Below are 18,293 nucleotides of genomic sequence, written 5' to 3'. Positions count from 1 at the left end.
ACTCACCGGAGCTTCTCGATCACCGGGGCAAGCCTGGTCAGGTCCTCTTCGATCACCGTGAAGTAGCTGACGCCGAGGGTTTCCCGCGTGCGCACCAGCTGCTCGGCCGCCGCTTCCGCCGAGCCGGCGACGACGGTCTGCAGCGCACCCAGCTCGTCGACGCCGAGGTGCGGCACGAGCCGGTGGGCCGCTTCCAGCGCACCCCGCCGGTCATCGGTGATCCGGATGAAGTGGATCAGCAGGTTGAGCTCGGCGTCACGACCGCCGAGCGCGCGCTTCACGAAGTCGACGCGCTCGGCGAGCGCCGCGGGGCCGGCCAGAGCCAGCCGCCCTTCGGCCGCGCCGGGCGCGGTGCCGGTGAAGGCGATGGTGTCGGCGTGCTCGGCGGCGAAGGTCAGCATGCGGTCGCCGCGGCCGCCGAGCAGCAGCGGCGGCCGGGGCCGGGACGCGTACGCGCGCTCGATTTCGGTGACCGCGCGGACGACCCGGTCGAACCGCTGCCCAGGAGTGCCCCACTCGATCCCGGCGGCCTCGAACTCCGCGCGGACGTACCCCGCGCCGATCCCGACCTCGAGACGGCCGCCGGTGAACTCGTCGAGCCCGGTGAGGTCGCGGGCCAGCAGCACCGGGTTGTGGAAGCTCGCGTTGAGCACGAACGTGTTCAGCCGGACCCGCTCGGTGGCCTCGGCGGCGAGCAGCAGCGCGGGAACCGGCGCGACCCGCCCGAGGTGGTCGACCACGCCGACGACGTCGTAGCCGAGGTCCTCGGCTCGACGACACTTCGCCACCCAGTCGGCCCGTGAGCCGGGCGCCACCAGTGCCACCCCGAAGCGGAACGGTCTCATGGACCCGAAAGTACAGGCAGAAGGGGACGTCCCTCGGGACGTCCCCTTCTGCTCAGGAGAGACTCAGGCGAGGCGCTGGGCCAGCGCGTCGAGCTCGTCACGCAGCGAGGTCGGGACCTCGCCGATCTTCTGGAACCACTCCTCGATGAGCGGCAGCTCCTCGCGCCACTCCTCGGGCTTGACGTCCAGGGCGGCCTGGATGTCCTCGATCGGCTCGGTCAGGCCCTCGGTGTCGAGGTCCTCGGCCCGCGGCACGAAGCCGACCGGCGTCTCGACGGCGTTGCCCTTGCCCTCGACGCGCTCGACGACCCACTTGAGGATCCGCGAGTTCTCGCCGAAGCCCGGCCACAGGAACCGGCCGTCGTCGCCGCGGCGGAACCAGTTGACGTAGAAGATCTTCGGCAGCTTGTTCGCGTCGGCGTTCTTGCCCAGGTTCAGCCAGTGCTTGAAGTAGTCACCGGCGTGGTAGCCGAGGAACGGCAGCATCGCCATCGGGTCGCGGCGCACGTTGCCCACCGCGCCGGCGGCCGCGGCCGTCGTCTCCGAGGACATCGTGGCGCCCATGAACACGCCGTGCTGCCAGTCGCGGGCCTCGTTCACCAGCGGCACCGTGGTCTTGCGACGGCCACCGAAGAGGATCGCCGAGATCGGCACGCCCTTCGGGTCGTCCCACTCCGGCGCGAGGATCGGGCACTGCGACATCGGCGTGCAGTAGCGCGAGTTCGGGTGGGCGGCCTTCTCGTCGGAGTCCGGCGTCCAGTCCTGGTTCTTCCACGACGTGGCGTGGGCCGGCTTGTTCTCCATGCCCTCCCACCAGATGTCGCCGTCGTCGGTCAGGGCGACGTTCGTGAAGACCGTGTTGCCCTTCTCGATCGTGCGCATCGCGTTCGGGTTGGTGTGCCAGTCGGTGCCCGGCGCGACGCCGAAGAAGCCGAACTCCGGGTTGACCGCGTACAGGCGGCCGTCTTCGCCGAAGCGCATCCAGGCGATGTCGTCGCCGAGGGTCTCGGCGCGCCAGCCCGGGATGGTCGGCTGCAGCATGGCGAGGTTGGTCTTGCCACAGGCACTCGGGAACGCGGCCGCGACGTAGTGGACCTTGTCCTCGGGCGAGATCAGCTTGAGGATCAGCATGTGCTCGGCGAGCCAGCCCTCGTCGCGGGCCATCACCGACGCGATGCGCAGCGAGTAGCACTTCTTGCCCAGCAAGGAGTTGCCGCCGTAACCCGAGCCGTAGCTCCAGATCGCGCGCTCTTCGGGGAAGTGGGAAATGTACTTGGTCGTGTTGCAGGGCCAGGAAACGTCCTTCTGGCCCGGTTCGAGCGGCGCGCCCACGGAGTGGAGAGCCGGCACGAATTCCCGCTCGCTGCCATCCGGCGCGACGAACTTGTCGAGGGCCGCCTTGCCCGCGCGGGTCATCACGCGCATCGAAGCGACAACGTAGGCGAAATCGGTGATTTCGATACCCAGCTTGGGATTCTCGTCGGCGAGGGGACCCATGCAGAAGGGGATGACGTACATCGTGCGGCCGCGCATCGAGCCCCGGAAGAGCTCGGTCATGGTGGCCTTCATTTCGGCCGGGTCCATCCAGTTGTTGGTGGGACCGGCGTCCTCGGGACGCTCCGAGCAGATGAAGGTGCGGTCTTCGACGCGGGCGACGTCGTTGGGGTCGGAAGTGGCCCAGAAGGAGTTGGGCTTGGACTTGAGCTGCACGAACGTCCCGGCCTCGACCAGCTCCTGGTTGATCCGGGCGGCTTCTTCGTCGGACCCGTCGACCCACACCACGCGGTCCGGGTTGGTCAGCTCGGCGACCTCCCGGACGAAGGACAGCACGCCACTGTGCGTCGTCGGCGCGGTGTCCAGTCCGGGGATGGCGACTGCGGTCATCTCTACTCCTGACTTCCGACGACAAATGAGCCCGCACCGGGAACGACGCTGTTCCGGTGCGGGCTTCATTGCCTGCGGCCGAATGGCTTCGCACACCGGCTGACGACCGGTGTGCGGGTTTTGGGATTCTTCGAGAGTAACCGCATGACCAGCAGGTAACCGAGAGCTGACGTGTACGTTCTCTCACAAGACCGATAAGGGAATCGATTCAGAAGGCGGATTCTCTTTTATTGAAGACATGAAGAAAGCCCGAGGCCGGAGCTTCGGGCTTTCAAACTGTGACCTGCGCAACTATCAGTTGGGGGAGATCCACTGCCCGGTGCCGGAGTCGATGCGCGCGACGCCTTCCAGCGTCTGCGTTCCGGCCGCGCCCCACGCCGCGTCGTCGGCCGGGTCGCCGAGCTGCTGCTCGCCGGAGTCCAGCAGTCCACTCGAGACCTCGGTCCACTGGCCGGGTCCACTGTGCTCGAACGTCGTGGTCGTCCCGTCCGCGTCGGTCTGCACGGCGATGTCCGCTTCGCCGTCGCCGTCCTTGTCGGTGAAGGCGATCGTGCCGCCGCTCTTCGTCTCGACGATGGCGGTGTCGTTGTGCCCGTCGTGGTCGGTGTCGATCGTCGCGGCGCCCGCGTCGACCTCGCCGTCCGGCATGTCCGCGTGGATGTGGCCGCCGGAGCCGTCGTCGCGGCCGCCGGTGTCCGAGTCGTCGTGGCCGCCCCCGGAGGCCTCGACCCACTCACCGCTGGCCTCGTCGTAGACGGCCTGCTCGACGACGTGCCCGGTCTCGTCCAGGACGGCGTACTGGTCGGCTTCCCCATCGTGGTTCGTGTCGATGAAGGCCTGGGAGGTGCCGTCGTCGTGCTCGACGATCGCGGTGTCGTTGACGCCGTCCTCGTTCACGTCGTAGTTGACCTCGGCCTGGTACTCCTGGCCGTCGACGTGGACGGTCATCGCCTCGGTGCCGCCGGCATCGGTGTCGCTGCCGCCGCTCTCGTCGACCCACATGGGAACTGCCCCCTTTGAACCGGGTAACGCCGTCTCTGACCTGCTGTCGGAGGGTATGACTCACCGTAGGCCCGTTCGGTTCCGCTCCACAACCGGACGGACGGTCAGGCCGTCTTGTCCCGCAGTGCCCGGATCCGCGTCAGGAAGGCTTCGGCCCGCTCGCGGCCGTCGCTGACCTCTTTGAGCCGCTTCGACACGATGGTGATCTTCTTGGCGCGTTCCTGGGCGCCCATCTTGATCGTCTTGTCGACTTCCTTCAGCTCGGCTTCGATCGCGTCGATGCGCCGGCCGAGCGCTTCGTCCAGCGCCATCGACAGCTGCTGCTCGGCCTCGATGAGCTGCTCGGCGACGAGCTGGTCGAGCGTCGAGCGGGCGTCCGCGATGGCTTCGACCAGCCACTGCTTCATGTGCTGCTTGTCGGCCGCGTGCTTGCGCGTGCGGGCCATCCACCAGCCGGCGCCGAGGCCGATGATGATCGTCGCGGGCAGTACGACGGGGTTGAGGATCGCGACGCCGGCCAGCGGCAGCGCGGCCACCTTGCCGGCGCCGACGCCGCCCGAGATGCCCATGAACACGAGCAGCTTGTCCTCGGCCGTCGGCGGCTTCTTGTCCGGCGGCCGCAGCACCACCGGCGGGCCGCCGGCGCGGGCGAACTGCGCGCGGATGACGTCGAGCTCCTCGGCGGAGAACAGCTCCGACAGCGAGACGTTGGTGACCTGGTTCAGGCGCTGGGAGAGCAGCATCGAGATCCGCTGCGACGTCGTCTGCAGCGCGATGTCGACCTGCTGCGGCAACGCGGCCAGCTGGTCACGCTTCGCCGCGTCGATCAGCTGACGGAAGTGGGTCTGCGCGTCCCGCATCTGCCGGCTGCTTTCGTGCAGGACCTCGACGCGCGTGCGCTGCACCTCGCCGCGCAGCTTCAGCTGCCAGCCGCGGGTCGACGTCCGGCGCTCGGCCTGCAGCTGGTCACGGCGTTCGCGCAGCTGCTCGGCCTCGGCCTCGCCCGCGGACAGCGCCCGGCTCTCGGCCTGCAGCTTCGCCTTAAGCTCGCCCAACGCACTGGAGAGCGCGCGCAGCGTGTTCGCTTCGCCGAGCATGGCCGAGCGGCCGACGAGCAGCTCCTGCAGCGCCGTCTGCACCGCGGCGACGCCGGACTTCTCCCGCAGCATCGCGGCCATCTGCTCGTTGGGCGCCTTCGAGGCCGTCTCGAACATCCGCGCCGACACCGGGTGGAACACCGAGTCGGCGAAGCGTGGCGCGTAGTCGCGAAGCAGCTGCTGGTCGGCCGCCATGACTTCGCGCCAGCCGCGGAACATGTCGACCTTGGTCAGCGCGAACACCACGGTCTCGACGCGCTCGCCGACGTCACGCAGGAACTGCAGCTCGGTCGAGGTGAACGGCGCCGACGCGTCGACGACGAACAGCAGCGCGGTCGCGCCCGCGGCGGCTTCCTTGGCGAGCTCGCCGTGCATCGAGTCGAGCCCGCCGACGCCGGGGGTGTCGACCAGCGAGAGCCGCTCGAGCAGCGGCACCGGCCCGGTGACCTCGACGTACCGCGGCGGGATCTGACCGGGCGGCAGCTCGTGCGCGGCGGAGACCCAGTTGATCAGCTGGCCGAGGTCGATCGGCACCGGCGCGAGCTGGCCGGGGTAGCAGGCCTGCGCGCCCCACGCGTCGGCGTGGTCGAACACCAGGTAGGTCGCGGTGGCGACGTCGGCGTCCACAGGGGACAGTCCCGGCGTGGCAAGCAGCGCGTTGACCAGGGAGCTCTTGCCGCGGTTCGTTTCGCCGACGACCACGACGGCCGGCTTCTTCGGGCGGGCCCGCCGGACGGTGTCGACCCACTTGGCGGCGGCCGGGTCGGCGTCGCGGACGACGGTCAGCAGCTGGTCTCGCGCCGCCGCGACCTGCGAGGGCAGGCTCGGCGCGGTGGGTGCGCTCACGGGGTCTTCTTCGCGTAGACGGTGACGATCGGGGCGCGCAGCAGGCGGTCGTGGTCGGCGAACCCGGTGACCTCGGTTTCGGCGACGACGCCGTCGAGCGCCGGGTCTTCGGTGGGGATCGCGCCGCCGGCTTCGTGGCGGGCCGGGTCGAAGCGCTGGCCGTCCGGCCGCAGGGCCTGGACGCCGATCGCGGCGAGCCCCTCTTCGAGGCGTTCGACGACGCCGCCGCTGCGCGCGCGGTCCAGCGCGTAGAGGCACATCTGGATCAGCGCCTGACGATCCGCGAGGGCGCGCTCGAGATCGGTGACCTGCTGCAAGGGGTGCACATCGGTGTCCGACGCACCTTCACCGGCGCCGGTTCCCTTTTCGGCGTCGGCCTGCTTGATGATCTCGGCGATGTCCACCGCCGCGATCTGACCGGTGGGGGTGTCGTCGGGCTCGACGGATCCGTCCCTGCGAAACCACGCCATGAGCACCACCCCGTCCCGGTTGCGCCAGATTCCACCAGTTTGGCGGACTCAGCCGCCATCCGGGGGCGAAACGGGACGGAGGAACCGGACCAGGATCGTCCGGAGGATCGCTTGCTCCGCCGGGAGATCGAGGTCCGGGTCGAGACCGGCCCGCGAGATCATCGCGTCGATCAGCCCGGCGACCCAGCCGGCGGCCGCGCGCGGGGCGACGCCGGGATCGATCAGCCCGGCCTCGGTGGCTCGCTCGACCAGCACGGTCAAGCCGTCGCGGAGGGCGCCGTCGTTGCGCTGGATCAGTTCGGCGAACTCGTCGTCGCGGGCGGCCTGCGCCGCGGCCTCCAGGACCAGCCGCACGACGGCGGGGTGCGCGAGCTGGCCGGCCAGCTCGGTGACGACGTCGAGCAGCGCGGTCCACGGGTCATCCGCCTGCGCCGCGGTTTCGAGGCGGCCGGCCGTCTCGACGGCGTCGTCGGTGAAGATCGCCGTGAACATCGCGCGCTTGTTCGGGAAGTAGTGGAAGAGGCTGCCGGAGCTGATGCCCGCGGCCCGGCAGATGTCCGCCGTCGTCGTCCGCTCGAAGCCCTTTTCGGCGAAGCAGCCGGCCGCCGCCTCGACGATCGAGGCACGCTTGGCCGCGTGCTTGGCCGGGTCGACCGTCCTCATCGCTCGACCGGCGGCTCGTCGCGCCACGGGTAGCCGTGCTCGGCGAAGGCAGGCGCCAGCTCGTGGTTGCGCAGGTCGGTCTTCTCGCGGGCGATCTCCCGGCCGTCGGTCGTGCGCAGGACGAGCTCCTTGCCGTCGAGGTAGACGGCTTCGAGGTCGGCCTCGATGCGGCGGGTCTTGTCACCGCGGACGAGCGTGACCCGGGTCGGCGACACCGTGACGACCAAGCGCTCGACCGCCCAGACCACGGCGAACACCAGGCCGAGCACGAGGCCGCCGGCGACCGCGGCGAGCGTCGCCCACGGCTGCGGCAGCTTCGTGAGCACCTTGAACACGCCCTGGAACGGGAAGGCGTCCAGGCCGCTGACCCACGCGGCGATGGCCCAGACGCCCACGCCGAGCGCGCCGCCGGCCAGCGGGCAGCCGATCCAGGACGCGGTGCGCAGCCACGACGGCTCGTCGACGGTCGTCTCCATGCCGCCTATTATTAGATCGCGTGCTCGGTTTATGAAAGCCGCGCGTCAGACCAGCTGGTCGATCACCTCGCGGAGCACGGCTTCGAGGCCGGGACCGTCCTCGGCGAGCCGGGACGAGACGAGCAGCTGGTCCTCGGCCGTGCGCAGCCAGATCGACCCGGCGACGGAGATCTCGATAACGTTCAGCCGGAACGGGTACGCCCGCCGGCCCAGCCGCACCTCGGCCTCGCGCACCAGCTGGCCGAGCCGCTCGCCGGCCACGATCTGGCGCCGGTAGAAGCCGGGCGCCCACGGCGTGCCGCCCGACGGCTCGCCCGCCCCGCGCAGGGCGGGCCCGCGCGCGTTGGCGAAGTGACGGGCCGCGACCGGCCCGAAGACCTCGAGCGCCTGCCGCATCGCCGAACCCTGCGCGAGCGCGGGCCTGCCGTAGCGGGAACGCGGGCTCCGCGGGTCCGGGTCTTCGCGGTTGCGGAGGAAGGCCAGGAGGTCGGTCCACCAGTCGGCCCACTGCGCCTGGACGGCCGCGCGATCGATCCCGGCCGGGACGTGCACCGGGACCTGCGGCTCCACGGGCGGCAGCACCTGTCCTTCGGAAACGGACAGGGCCAGGGCGTCACGGATGTAGAGCGCGACGTCGATCTCGTTCTCGCTGCTCCAGCCGGCTCGCCAGGATGTCGTGTTTTCTAGGCGCACGACTCAACAGTACGCGGAAAGGGCGTCTACCAGCGGAAGTCGGCAAGCAGAAACAAACTCACGCTTCCCGGAGCTGCTGCCAAATCAAGAAGTACGCGCGGTGCACGACGTGCGCGACGCGGCTCTGCGCGGGCGTCGCGCCGAAGGACGCGAAGGACCGCCACCAGCCCGCGCGTTCGAGGGCGTGCGCGGTCAGTTCCGGCCGCGGCGCACCGGGCTTGCCGAGCTGCGCGCCGATGTCGGCGTTGCTGCCGACCCGCAGCACCTCCTCCGACAGGTCCTCCGGCATGTCGACCGCGCCGGACGCGACCAGCGTCAGCGCCTCCAGCAGCCGCAGCTGGTGGGCCTCGGGCTTGGCGAGCAGCACCTCGATGGCGTCGTGGACGCGCTGGCGCTCGCCCGGGTCGCCTGAAGCATGCGCGAGCGCGGTGACCGACGCCAGTGCCGCCGCCGCCTTGATGCCGTCGGCGCGGGCGGCGAACACGATCGACAGCCGCTGCCGCACCGCTTCCAGCCCGGACGCGTCGAGCAGCGACCGCCGCAGCGCGCCCGCCGTGAGCTCCGGTTCCTTGCGGATGGCCTCGACGGCGTGCGAGATGCCGAACAGGTCGAGCTTCTCCAGCAGCCGCAGCCGGGTGCCCGACGGGACGTCGCACTCCCAGCTGGTGAAGATGTCGGCCGAGATCAGCATGGTCTGCAGGACGTCGTCGTCGAGGTCGGCGAGCTGCCGCAGCGCCTCGGCGTCGGCGGAGGTGAACCCGCCGGACTCGGCGGACTCGGCGATCAGCCCGATCACCGGCAGCACGTCGGCGACGCGCGGCTTCAACGTCGATGCCTGCTTCTCCGACAGGATCGTCGCGGCCTTCCAGATGTCGCCGTCCGCGCCCTCGACCGACTCCGGCGCGATGGTGTCGGCCTTGTTCAGCACGGCGATGGCGTTGACCGGGCCGGCCTCGCGGCTCGCGGTGGCCGCGGTGAAGGCGGCGAGGGCCTGCTGGTCGTCGGCGCGGACGCCCTGGGTGACGACGTAAAGGACAGCCTCGGCACCGGCGACGGCGTTGCGCGAGGTGTCGTCGAGTTCGTCGGAGCCTTCGTCGTCTTCGTCTTTGCGGTGCTTCGCGGCGCCCAGGAGCTGCTCGGTGCGCGACACCGAAGCGGCGTCGAGGGAGCCTAGGCCGGGGGTGTCGATCACCGTCATGCCCTGCAGGACGGCGTTGGTCAGGTACGCCTCGATGTGCGACACCGTGGTGATGTCGACGCCGAGCTCCGCCGGGATCATCCCGTCGGAGGCGAAGGGGAGCACCTGCTTGCGGCCGTCGGTGAAGACGATCTCGACGCGGTCGACCGTGCCGTACTGGAACCGGGTCACCAGCCGCGTGCACTCACCGATGTCGGTGGGCGCGACCCGGCGCCCGATCAGCGCGTTGACCAGCGTGGACTTGCCCGACTTGATCCGCCCGGCGACGGCCACCTGCAGTGGCGCGCCGAGCCGGCGCAGCACCTCCGCGAAGCCGGCCGCGGTGCGCGCGGAGACCTGCGACTGCAGGCGGTGACACAGGTTGGCCACCGACATCGACAGCGGACCCGCGAGCCGGCCCTGCTCCGGTGACGTCACGGCCCCCAGTCCTCCCGTCGTAGGCGACAACCCCGTGAATCGTGCCATGCACCTCATCCGGAGGTCGCACCGAAGGTGGTACCGGCGACCGACGCGCGTTCTCCGCCCCGCGACCTAGTGTTGCCTGGTGCGACGGCTGAGCCTCTGGATGCGTGCCCACCCCATGGCGGGCGACACGGTGCTGGCCGTCCTGCTCGGTCTGGTCGACATGCTGCTGTTCGTCGCCGACGGCTTCGCCGAACTGCCGGAGCTGCCGCCCTGGTACATCGCCTTGCCGGTCAACATCGCGATGGTCGCGCCGCTGGTGTTCCGGCGGAAGTCACCGCTGTGGTCGGCCTACGTCGTGCTGGTCGTCAGCATCGTGCACGCGACGCTGATGCTCGGCATCAGCAGCGTCGCCGGGCTGGCGATGAGCATCTACTCGGTCGTCGTCTACGCCGGACGCCGGCAGGGGCTCGTGTTCGTCGGCGCGGTCGTCGTCTCGTCGGCGGTGCAACTGGCGCTGGGCCCGACCGACGAGCTCGTCATCTCGGTGCTGTTCCTCGCGTTCGGCATCGCCCTGTGCTGGACGCTCGGCGAGTTCGTCGGCGCCCGGCGCGCCTACGACGTGGAAGTGGAGGCCCGGTTGCACCTGCTCGAAACCGAACGGGACCAGGCCACCCGGATCGCGGTGGCCGAGGAGCGCGGGCGGATCGCGCGCGAGCTGCACGACGTCGTCGCGCACGCGGTGAGCGTCATGGTGGTGCAGGCCGACGGCGCGTCCTATGCGATCGAGAGCAACCCCGAGCTCGCTCAGCGAGCCCTGCAAACGATTTCCGAGACCGGCCGCGGCGCGCTCGGCGAGCTGCGGCGCCTGCTCGACGTGCTCCGCAGCGACGACGCCGACGGCGAACCCCGCGTCCCGCAGCCGGACGCGCACGCCCTCGGCGAGCTGGCCGACCGGATGCGCACCGCCGGCGTACCGGTGGAGCTGGAAACCGACGACCTCGGCGACCTGCCCGCCGGTGTTTCGCTGGGGATCTACCGGATCGTGCAGGAGTCGCTGACGAACACGCTCAAGCACGCCGGCCGCGGCGCGACGGCGGCGGTGCGGGTGCACCGCACCGGCGACCTGGTGGAGGTCGAGGTGTCCGACGACGGCGCGGGCCGGATCCCGCAGCTGGCCGCGACCGGTTCTTCCCACCGGCTGCCGGGAGGCAATGGCTTGATCGGCATGCGCGAACGCGCGCACGTGTACGGCGGGACGTTGGACGTCGGTCCGGCTCCGGGTGGTGGGTGGCAGGTCCGCGCGGCCCTGCCGGTTAGGTTGGACAAGTGATTCGTGTCGTGGTCGTCGACGACCAGGAACTGATGCGCGTCGGGTTCCGGATGGTGCTGGGCGCGCAGGCCGACATCGACGTCGTCGGCGAGGCCGGCGACGGCGCGCAGGCCATCCGGATGGCCGAGGAGCTGCGCCCCGACGTCGTGCTGATGGACGTCCGGATGCCGGTGCTCGACGGCGTCGAGGCGACCAAGCAGATCGTCGCCGCCGGCACCGCGCGCGTGCTGGTGATGACGACGTTCGACCTCGACGAGTACGTCTATTCGGCGCTGCAGGGCGGGGCGAGCGGGTTCCTGCTCAAGGACACCCAGCCCGGTCACCTGGTGTCGGCGCTGCGCGCGGTCGCCTCGGGCGACGCGGTGGTCTCGCCGTCGGTGACGCGCCGGCTGCTCGACCGCTTCGTCGGCACCGGCGGCGCGCCGATGCGCGACACCGCGGAGCTGGACGTGCTCACCGACCGCGAGCGCGAGGTGCTCGTGCTGATCGCCAAGGGCATGTCGAACCTGGAGATCGCCGAGTCGCTGTTCCTGTCGGAGGCGACGGTGAAGACGCACGTCGGGCGGATCCTGGCGAAGCTGGAGCTGCGGGACCGGGTGCAGGCCGTGGTGCTGGCCTACGAAACCGGCCTCGCGCGCCCCGGCCTCGCCTGAATCAGCGGTAGTCGTCCGGTGGGGTCGTCGCCGGGTCCTTGCCCGCGTGGCGGACTTCGCTCAGCCAACGGCCGAAGTCCGGGCGGTCGCCGTCGACGTCGGTGTAGTCGTACTCCTTCATCAGCGTCCACGACGCCAGCGTCTGGCCGGCGAAGCGCGCGACCTCCGGGTCCTGCGCCAGCGCCGCGACGCCGCGCGCGAGCAGGTACGGCGTCTCGGAGATCTTGAAGTCGACCGGGGCGATCTTGCCGACCGCGTCGCGCCAGTTGTCCTCGGTCACCTCGAAGTGGTCGAGCATCGACTCCGAACGCAGGAACCCCGGCGTGACGGCGAGACCGACCGAGTCGTTCTTCTTCAGCTCCACGCCCAGCGCCCGGCCGAGCGCGCGGATACCGCACTTGGCCAGGTAGTAAGGGAGGCCCGCGCCGACGTAGTCGTCGTTGTCGCCGTCAGTCACCTCGAGCACCAGCCCGCGGCGAGCGACCACCAGCGGCAGGAGCTTGTGCAGCGCGATGAGGTGGGTGTCCAACGCGTTGTGCGTCAGGTTCAGCGCGTCGTCCAGGGGCGTCTCCCAGAACGGCGCGTCGAAGTGGAAGAACATGTCGCCGCCCCAGACGTCGTCGACCAGGATGTCGACTCCGTCCACTTCGGACTCGATGCGTGCCTTCAACGCGTCCACGTCGGACACCGACGTGAAGTCGCAGCGGACGACCACCGCGCGACCGCCGGCCGCCTCCACCAGTTCGCCGGTCTCTTCGATCGTTTCCGGGCGCTTCAGCGGCGACGCCGTTTCGCGCGTCGTGCGGCCGGTGACGTACACCGTCGCTCCCGCGCGGCCCAGCTCCACCGCGATCGCCCGTCCGCAGCCCCGGGTCGCCCCCGTGACCACGGCCACCTTGCCCTGCAAGCTCATGAATCCTCCCGTCCCCGCCACGCGGACAGCACCGCGTCGACGTCCTCCGCCAGCCGGTCGGCCAGCCGCCCGTGCGGCCGGATCGACCAGTCGATCGACACCCCGTTGATGATTCCGAGCACCGCCCGTGCGGCCCGCGGCACGCTCGGCGCGTGCGGCAACGAGGAAGCCGCCGCCCGCACGAGCCGCCGCAGTTCTTCCTCGACCGCCGTGAAGTGCTCGCCCAGCAGCGACCGCAGCACCGGGTCGCCGATGTCCACGCCGAGCTGGCCCAGGTGGTTCGCCGCCTCTTCGGCGTCGCCCAGCACCGCGTAGACGGACACCGCCGCGGCGCGCAGGCCGGCGACCGGGTCGTCCGCCCGCTCGGCGCACGCCCGCATGTGCTCGACCGCCCGCCGCGTGGCCCGCCGGCTCATGGCCTGCAGCAGGCCGCTCTTCGAGCCGAACCGCTGCGCGACCGTGCCGACCGAGACCCCCGCCTCCGATGCCACCTGCGCGAGCGTGAAACCGGGGCCGCAGCGGCCGATCACGGTCTCCGCCGCACCCAGCAACCGCTCGTCGGTGATGCTCCTCGGCCGGGCCACCCCATTATTGAACCACAGTTCATTAATTCCCGCGAATCAGGGTCGGGTCAGGGTCATCACCCATCGCGCATCGGCCGAAGAGCCAGCAAGGTACTACTCAGGTAGGGGGCACGGTTCGGTCTCCAGGGTGACGCGCGAACCGGCTCCGACCCGCGACGATGAACGCGTCGTAAGCGAGGGGCGGAAGAGGAGCAGTCATGATCGAGGCAACCGGCCTCACCAAGCGGTACGGAAAGACACTGGCGGTGAACAACCTGTCGTTCTCCGTGGCCGCGGGTCAGGTCACCGGCTTCCTCGGCCCGAACGGGGCGGGCAAGTCCACCACCATGCGCATGATCCTGGGCCTGGACAACCCGACGGGCGGCCAGGTCACCATCGGGGGCAAGAAGTACCACCAGCTCAAGGAACCGCTGCGCACCGTCGGCGCGCTGCTCGACGCGAAGTGGGTGCACCCGAACCGCTCGGCGCGCGCCCACCTGCTGTGGATGGCGAAGTCCAACCGCATCCCGGCGACCCGCGTCGACGAGGTGCTCGACACCGTCGGCCTCACCAACGTCGCGGGCAAGCGCGCCGGCGGGTTCTCACTCGGCATGTCGCAGCGGCTCGGCATCGCGGCCGCCCTGCTCGGCGACCCCGAGGTGCTGCTGTTCGACGAGCCGGTGAACGGCCTGGACCCCGAGGGCATCCTCTGGATCCGGAAGTTCATGCACCGGCTGGCCGAGGAAGGCCGCACCGTGTTCGTGTCGAGCCACCTGCTTTCGGAGATGGCCCTGACCGCGAGCAACCTCGTGGTGATCGGCCGCGGGCAGCTGATCTCGCAGTCCTCCACCGAGGACTTCGTCTCCCGCGCCGCGGAGAACACGGTCAAGGTGCGCTCGCCGCAGCTGGCCGAGCTGCGTGAGGTCCTGCAGCGCGCCAGCGCCGGGGTCGCCGAGGAGGGGAACGCGCTCGTGGTGTCCGGGATGGACAGCGACAAGATCGGCGAGATCGCCGCGTCGAACCGGATCGTGCTGCACGAGCTGAGCCCGCAGACCGGCTCGCTCGAGCAGGCCTTCATGCAGATCACCGGCGACTCCGTCGAGTACCACACCGGTCTCGACGCCGAGGCGCAGCACGTGCTCGAGTCCGCCAAGTAACGGGGAAACCAAGATCATGAACCTGCTCGCGGTAGAACGCATCAAGCTGTTCTCCACTCGCTCGCCGTGGTGGTGCGCGCTCATCACCCTGGCCCTGACCATCGGCTTCGCCGCCATCATCGCCGGCGCGACGCCGTCCGACTCGCAGCTCACGCTGTCCGCCACCCAGTTCGGCGGCTCGCAGTTCGGCATCGCGGTCGTCATGGTGCTCGCCGCGCTCGCGGTGACCACCGAATACCGCTTCAACACCATCCGCACCACGTTCCAGGCCGTGCCGCACCGCTCGCCGGCGCTGGTCGCCAAGGCGATCGTCGTCGCGCTCGTGGCGCTGGTCATCGGCGAGATCGCCGCGTTCGGCGCGCTGGGTCTCGGGATGCTCATGCGGCCGGACGACAACCTCGGCCTGCACACGTCGCAGGACTGGATGAACGTCGCGGGTCTCGGCCCGGTGTTCGCCATCAGCGCCGTGCTGGCCGTCGCACTCGGGATCCTCATCCGGCACAGCGCCGGAGCCATCGCACTGCTGCTCATCTACTACTTGGCCGTGGAAGAGCTGGTGCAGCTGATCCCGAAGATCGGGCACACCATCCACGAGTGGCTGCCGTTCAACGTGGCGAACAAGTTCCTGCGCGGCTCGGCGGTCGTCGACGGCCCCGCGCCGTCGGACTCGCCGCTGAGCCCGGCCTGGGCGCTGGCGTACTTCGCCGGCATCGCGATCGTGTTCCTGCTCGTCGCACTCGGGGTTGCGAAGAAGCGGGACGCCTAAGAGGGGATAAGGGGAAAAACGGGAATCCGGGTCGCGCTGTCGGGGGGCGACCCGGATTCCCGTTTCTCGGTAGGCTCCTCCGGTGATCGAAGCGAACGCACTGACCAAGCGGTACGGCGCCACCACCGCGGTCAACGAGCTGACGTTCACCGCGCGGTCGGGGCGCGTCACCGGCTTCCTCGGCCCGAACGGCGCCGGCAAGTCCACGACCATGCGGCTGATCCTCGGCCTCGACTCGCCGGACGCGGGCACGGCGCTCGTCGACGGCGTCCCGTACCGGCAGCTGGAAGATCCACTCAGGACGGTCGGCGCGATGCTGGACGCCACCTGGCGCCACCCCGGCCGCAGCGGGCGCGACCACCTCCGCTGGCTGGCCGCGACCAACGGCCTCCCCGAGAAGCGTGTCGACGAGGTGCTCGCGCTGGTCGGGCTGACGAGCGCCGCCGGGCGCCGCGCCGGGCAGTACTCGCTCGGCATGCTGCAGCGGCTCGGTATCGCCTGCACGCTGCTCGGCGACCCGCGGGTGCTGCTGTTCGACGAGCCGGTCAACGGGCTCGACCCCGAGGGCATGGCCTGGATCCGGCAGCTGCTGCACGCGCTGGCCGCCGAGGGCCGGACCGTCTTCGTCTCCAGCCACCTGCTGCCCGAGATGGCGCAGACCGCGCAGGACCTGGTCGTGATCGGCCGGGGCCGGCTGATCTACCAGGGCACGATGGACGACTTCGTGTCGCAGACGAGTGAACACGGAGTGCGCGTGCGCACCCCGCACGCCGACGAGCTGCGGGCCGCGCTGACCGGGCAGGCGGAGTTCACCGAGGCCGACGGCGCCTTCGTGGTGTCCGGTTTGGACAGTGACCGGATCGGCCAGCTCGCCTTCGACGCCGGCGCGACGCTGCACGAGCTGAGCCCGATCACCGGCTCGCTCGAGCAGGCCTACCTCGACCTCACCCGCGATGCCGTCGAATTCTCTGCCGTGTCGTCTCCGGAGGCCGCCCGATGACCACGACCACGAACCTGCTGCGCGCCGAGCGCATCAAGCTCTTCAGCACCCGGGCACCGTGGTGGTGCCTGGCCCTCGCGTTCGTGGCGCCGCTCGGCTTCACCGCGCTGTTCTTCGCGCTGGCCGGGCCGGAGATCCCGCCGACCGTCGGCAACACCCAGCTCGCCAGCGGCAACGGCCGGACCGTGCTGGTCGTCCTCGCGATCCTCGCGACGGCGGCGGAGTTCAACTGGGGCACGATGCGGCTGACGTTCCAGGCCGTGCCGAGCCGGGTGCCCGCGCTGCTGGCGAAGGTCGTGGTCGTCGGCGCGGTCGGCGCCGGGCTCGGGCTGCTCGTCGGCTTCGGCTCATGGGGCCTGGCGACGCTGGTGAACCCGGACGCCGACCTCGCGCTGCACTCGGGCGCGGAGTGGCGCTCGGTGCTCGGGCAGAGCCTCGTCTTCCTGCTCTCCGCGGTGGCCGGTGTCGGCGTCGCCCTGCTGCTGCGCAGCGTCGCCTTCGCTCTGACGGCGGTGCTCGTGTGGACGCAGGTGCTCGAAGGCGTGGTGGTCTTCATCCCGGGCGCCGGCAAGCACATCTACCAGTGGATGCCGTTCCACGCGGCCGACCAGTTCGTCGGCGCCGGCGGGTTCGGCGGGGGCGCGCTGCAGCTGCCGCCGGCTCCACTCGGCCCGTGGGGCTACCTCGGTTACTTCGCGGCGATCTGCGTTGCACTGTTCGTGGCCGGGGTGTTCGTCACGGCACGGCGCGACGCCTGAGCGTGACCGCCATCTCATTACTGCAAAAAACTGCGTTAAGAGAAGATGAAGAGCCTGTGGCTTCTCTCACAGGCACCGGACATAATGCTATGACCAGGCAATATTCGTAAGAGAGCGCACCGGAACCGTCTGAGCTCCCCCTGGAGGTGAATCTTGACGGTCGACACCGGGCAAGAATTGGGTGGCACGATTCCCCGAGCTCGCGTCGAAGACGACGCGCCCAGGCTCGAACCCATGCTGGACCTCGAATGGTCGCGGGCGATCGATCTCCCGCAGGCCGCGATGGCGGCGGCGACGCCGGCCGAACTCCGCCGGGCGTGGGTGCACCGCGCGCCCGAAGACCGTGTCCTGGCCCTGTTCCGCGCCTCGGCCGGGATGGCGGGGCAGATTCCCGCGCCGTGGTGGCTGCGGGCGGTGGCCGACGGCACCCTTGATTCGCGGGAACAGGGTTTCCGCGTCGAGGACCGCATCGCGCAACTGCTCGGCAGGCGACCGGGCTGGGAATTCGTCCCGTGGGCCGCGGACGGCGAATCCGGTTACTGGGAGTTCATGCCGTCCGAACGCGGGAAATCGGGACACGCGATTCCCACGACGGTGATGAACACCGACCGGCACCCCGGCTGGATCGACGTCCTGCCCGCCCACAGCGGGCGGACGCCGGACCCGATCGCGATCGCCGGGCTGGCCGGGCTGCGGTCTCGTCTCGGGGAGATCGAAGCCGTTCGTTAACCTCGGCTCGTGGAAAACGAGGACCAACCCCGGCTGCGCAGCGTCGTCAGCTACGTCAAGCGCGGCGGCCGGATGACCGTCGGGCAGCAACGCGCGTGGGACGAGCTGTGGCCGGACCTCGGCCGCACCGTCGGCGAGCTGCCCGTCGGGAAGCTGGACTTCGCCGCGTGGTTCGGCCGTGAGGCGCCGGTGCTGATCGAGATCGGCTCCGGCATGGGCGAGACGACGTCGCAGCTGGCCGCCGCGGCACCGGAGCTGAACTACGTCGCGGTCGAGGTCTACGACCCCGGCCTCGGCCAGCTGATGCTGCGCGCCGAAAAGCTGGGCGTCGAGAACCTGCGGCTGCTGCACGGCGACGCCGTCATCCTGCTGACCGAGCACGTCGAGCCGGGGTCGCTGCACGGCGTCCGCCTCTTCTTCCCGGACCCGTGGCCGAAGAAGAAGCACCACAAGCGGCGGATCGTGTCGCCGTCGTTCGCCGCGCTCGTGGCGTCGCGGCTCGCGCCCGGCGGCACGTTCCACCTGGCGACCGACTGGGACAACTACGCCGAGCAGATGCTGGAGGTCTGTTCCGCGGAACCGGCGTTGAAAAACCAGTACGACGGCTGGGCGCCCCGCCCGGAGTGGCGGCCGGTGACGAAGTTCGAGCAGCGCGCGGACGTCGAAGGCCGCGTCTCGCACGACCTCATCTTCGAAAAACGGTCGTGAGTGAGAAACAGTGTTCTAACACTGTTTCTCACGGCGGACGTCCGGGCCGATCACGCCCTTCGGCGCGGCGGTGCTGCCGGAGGTGTAGACGAGGACGGCGATGTCGTCTTCGCTCACCTCGACGGCTGCTGTCTTTT

The 18,293-nt window shown here is 70.4% G+C and carries 20 protein-coding genes; 8 read left to right on the top strand and 12 right to left on the bottom strand.

Annotated features, from left to right (window positions below; translation table 11 throughout):
• Window positions 1-2: 2 nt before the first annotated feature.
• From AB0M59_RS24920 to AB0M59_RS24880, 9 genes are all read right to left on the bottom strand, one after another.
• The gene (locus AB0M59_RS24920) at window positions 3-845 is read right to left on the bottom strand and encodes a TIGR03621 family F420-dependent LLM class oxidoreductase (protein ID WP_364618978.1); all 843 of its coding nucleotides are present in this window, start codon (window positions 843-845) and stop codon (window positions 3-5) included.
• A gap of 63 nt (window positions 846-908) precedes the next feature.
• Window positions 909-2,729, bottom strand: a complete 1,821-nt coding sequence (locus tag AB0M59_RS24915; protein ID WP_364618976.1) for a phosphoenolpyruvate carboxykinase (GTP) — start codon at window positions 2,727-2,729, stop codon at window positions 909-911.
• A 294-nt stretch (window positions 2,730-3,023) separates the two neighbouring features.
• Window positions 3,024-3,731, bottom strand: a complete 708-nt coding sequence (locus AB0M59_RS24910; protein ID WP_364618973.1) for a hypothetical protein — start codon at window positions 3,729-3,731, stop codon at window positions 3,024-3,026.
• A gap of 104 nt (window positions 3,732-3,835) precedes the next feature.
• Entirely contained in the window at window positions 3,836-5,674 is a 1,839-nt protein-coding gene (locus AB0M59_RS24905; protein ID WP_364618970.1) for a dynamin family protein, read from the bottom strand.
• A complete protein-coding gene (gene grpE, locus AB0M59_RS24900; RefSeq protein WP_364618967.1) occupies window positions 5,671-6,144 on the bottom strand; it encodes a nucleotide exchange factor GrpE in 474 nt (157 codons plus the stop codon). The genes AB0M59_RS24905 and grpE overlap by 4 nt, the downstream gene beginning before the upstream one ends.
• A gap of 48 nt (window positions 6,145-6,192) precedes the next feature.
• Window positions 6,193-6,807, bottom strand: a complete 615-nt coding sequence (locus tag AB0M59_RS24895; RefSeq protein WP_364618964.1) for a TetR/AcrR family transcriptional regulator — start codon at window positions 6,805-6,807, stop codon at window positions 6,193-6,195.
• A complete protein-coding gene (locus AB0M59_RS24890) occupies window positions 6,804-7,283 on the bottom strand; it encodes a hypothetical protein (RefSeq protein ID WP_364618961.1) in 480 nt (159 codons plus the stop codon). The genes AB0M59_RS24895 and AB0M59_RS24890 overlap by 4 nt, the downstream gene beginning before the upstream one ends.
• A 45-nt stretch (window positions 7,284-7,328) precedes the next feature.
• Window positions 7,329-7,976 (bottom strand): hypothetical protein, encoded by a 648-nt coding sequence (locus tag AB0M59_RS24885; protein WP_364618958.1) that lies wholly within the window; start codon window positions 7,974-7,976, stop codon window positions 7,329-7,331.
• A gap of 58 nt (window positions 7,977-8,034) precedes the next feature.
• Entirely contained in the window at window positions 8,035-9,639 is a 1,605-nt protein-coding gene (locus AB0M59_RS24880; RefSeq protein WP_364618955.1) for a dynamin family protein, read from the bottom strand.
• A gap of 115 nt (window positions 9,640-9,754) precedes the next feature.
• Here AB0M59_RS24880 and AB0M59_RS24875 point away from each other — a divergent pair, with 115 nt between their 5' ends.
• Both AB0M59_RS24875 and AB0M59_RS24870 read left to right on the top strand, forming a co-directional pair.
• The gene (locus AB0M59_RS24875) at window positions 9,755-10,909 is read left to right on the top strand and encodes a sensor histidine kinase (protein WP_364619345.1); all 1,155 of its coding nucleotides are present in this window, start codon (window positions 9,755-9,757) and stop codon (window positions 10,907-10,909) included.
• The gene (locus AB0M59_RS24870) at window positions 10,906-11,562 is read left to right on the top strand and encodes a response regulator transcription factor (RefSeq protein ID WP_364377937.1); all 657 of its coding nucleotides are present in this window, start codon (window positions 10,906-10,908) and stop codon (window positions 11,560-11,562) included. The genes AB0M59_RS24875 and AB0M59_RS24870 overlap by 4 nt, the downstream gene beginning before the upstream one ends.
• 1 nt (window position 11,563) lies before the next feature.
• On the opposite strand, the gene AB0M59_RS24865 is transcribed toward AB0M59_RS24870, so the two are convergent.
• Together AB0M59_RS24865 and AB0M59_RS24860 are read right to left on the bottom strand one after the other, a co-directional pair.
• Entirely contained in the window at window positions 11,564-12,475 is a 912-nt protein-coding gene (locus AB0M59_RS24865) for an SDR family NAD(P)-dependent oxidoreductase (protein ID WP_364618953.1), read from the bottom strand.
• Window positions 12,472-13,059: a TetR/AcrR family transcriptional regulator gene (locus AB0M59_RS24860; RefSeq protein ID WP_364618950.1), complete on the bottom strand. Its 588-nt coding sequence runs from the start codon at window positions 13,057-13,059 to the stop codon at window positions 12,472-12,474. The genes AB0M59_RS24865 and AB0M59_RS24860 overlap by 4 nt, the downstream gene beginning before the upstream one ends.
• Window positions 13,060-13,256: 197 nt before the next feature.
• Between AB0M59_RS24860 and AB0M59_RS24855 the strand changes: the two genes are divergently transcribed.
• From AB0M59_RS24855 to trmB, 6 genes are all read left to right on the top strand, one after another.
• On the top strand, window positions 13,257-14,195 hold the full coding sequence (locus tag AB0M59_RS24855) for an ABC transporter ATP-binding protein (protein WP_364618947.1): 939 nt from the start codon (window positions 13,257-13,259) through the stop codon (window positions 14,193-14,195).
• 16 nt (window positions 14,196-14,211) lie between these two features.
• The gene (locus tag AB0M59_RS24850) at window positions 14,212-14,961 is read left to right on the top strand and encodes an ABC transporter permease (RefSeq protein WP_364618944.1); all 750 of its coding nucleotides are present in this window, start codon (window positions 14,212-14,214) and stop codon (window positions 14,959-14,961) included.
• A gap of 82 nt (window positions 14,962-15,043) precedes the next feature.
• Complete coding sequence (locus AB0M59_RS24845; protein ID WP_364618942.1) at window positions 15,044-15,961, top strand: ATP-binding cassette domain-containing protein; 918 nt, start codon at window positions 15,044-15,046, stop codon at window positions 15,959-15,961.
• Window positions 15,958-16,719 (top strand): hypothetical protein, encoded by a 762-nt coding sequence (locus tag AB0M59_RS24840; RefSeq protein ID WP_364618939.1) that lies wholly within the window; start codon window positions 15,958-15,960, stop codon window positions 16,717-16,719. The genes AB0M59_RS24845 and AB0M59_RS24840 overlap by 4 nt, the downstream gene beginning before the upstream one ends.
• A gap of 177 nt (window positions 16,720-16,896) precedes the next feature.
• Entirely contained in the window at window positions 16,897-17,448 is a 552-nt protein-coding gene (locus AB0M59_RS24835; protein WP_364619342.1) for a hypothetical protein, read from the top strand.
• A gap of 9 nt (window positions 17,449-17,457) precedes the next feature.
• Window positions 17,458-18,156: a tRNA (guanosine(46)-N7)-methyltransferase TrmB gene (gene trmB, locus AB0M59_RS24830; protein ID WP_364618936.1), complete on the top strand. Its 699-nt coding sequence runs from the start codon at window positions 17,458-17,460 to the stop codon at window positions 18,154-18,156.
• A gap of 15 nt (window positions 18,157-18,171) precedes the next feature.
• Here trmB and AB0M59_RS24825 read toward each other — a convergent pair whose 3' ends face one another.
• Window positions 18,172-18,273 (bottom strand): AMP-binding protein, encoded by a 102-nt coding sequence (locus AB0M59_RS24825; protein ID WP_364619339.1) that lies wholly within the window; start codon window positions 18,271-18,273, stop codon window positions 18,172-18,174.
• Window positions 18,274-18,293: the final 20 nt, after the last annotated feature.

The organism is Amycolatopsis sp. NPDC051371 (assembly GCF_040682155.1).
Classification (GTDB): Bacteria; Actinomycetota; Actinomycetes; order Mycobacteriales; family Pseudonocardiaceae; genus Amycolatopsis.
This window is presented reverse-complemented; position numbering and strand designations above follow the sequence as displayed.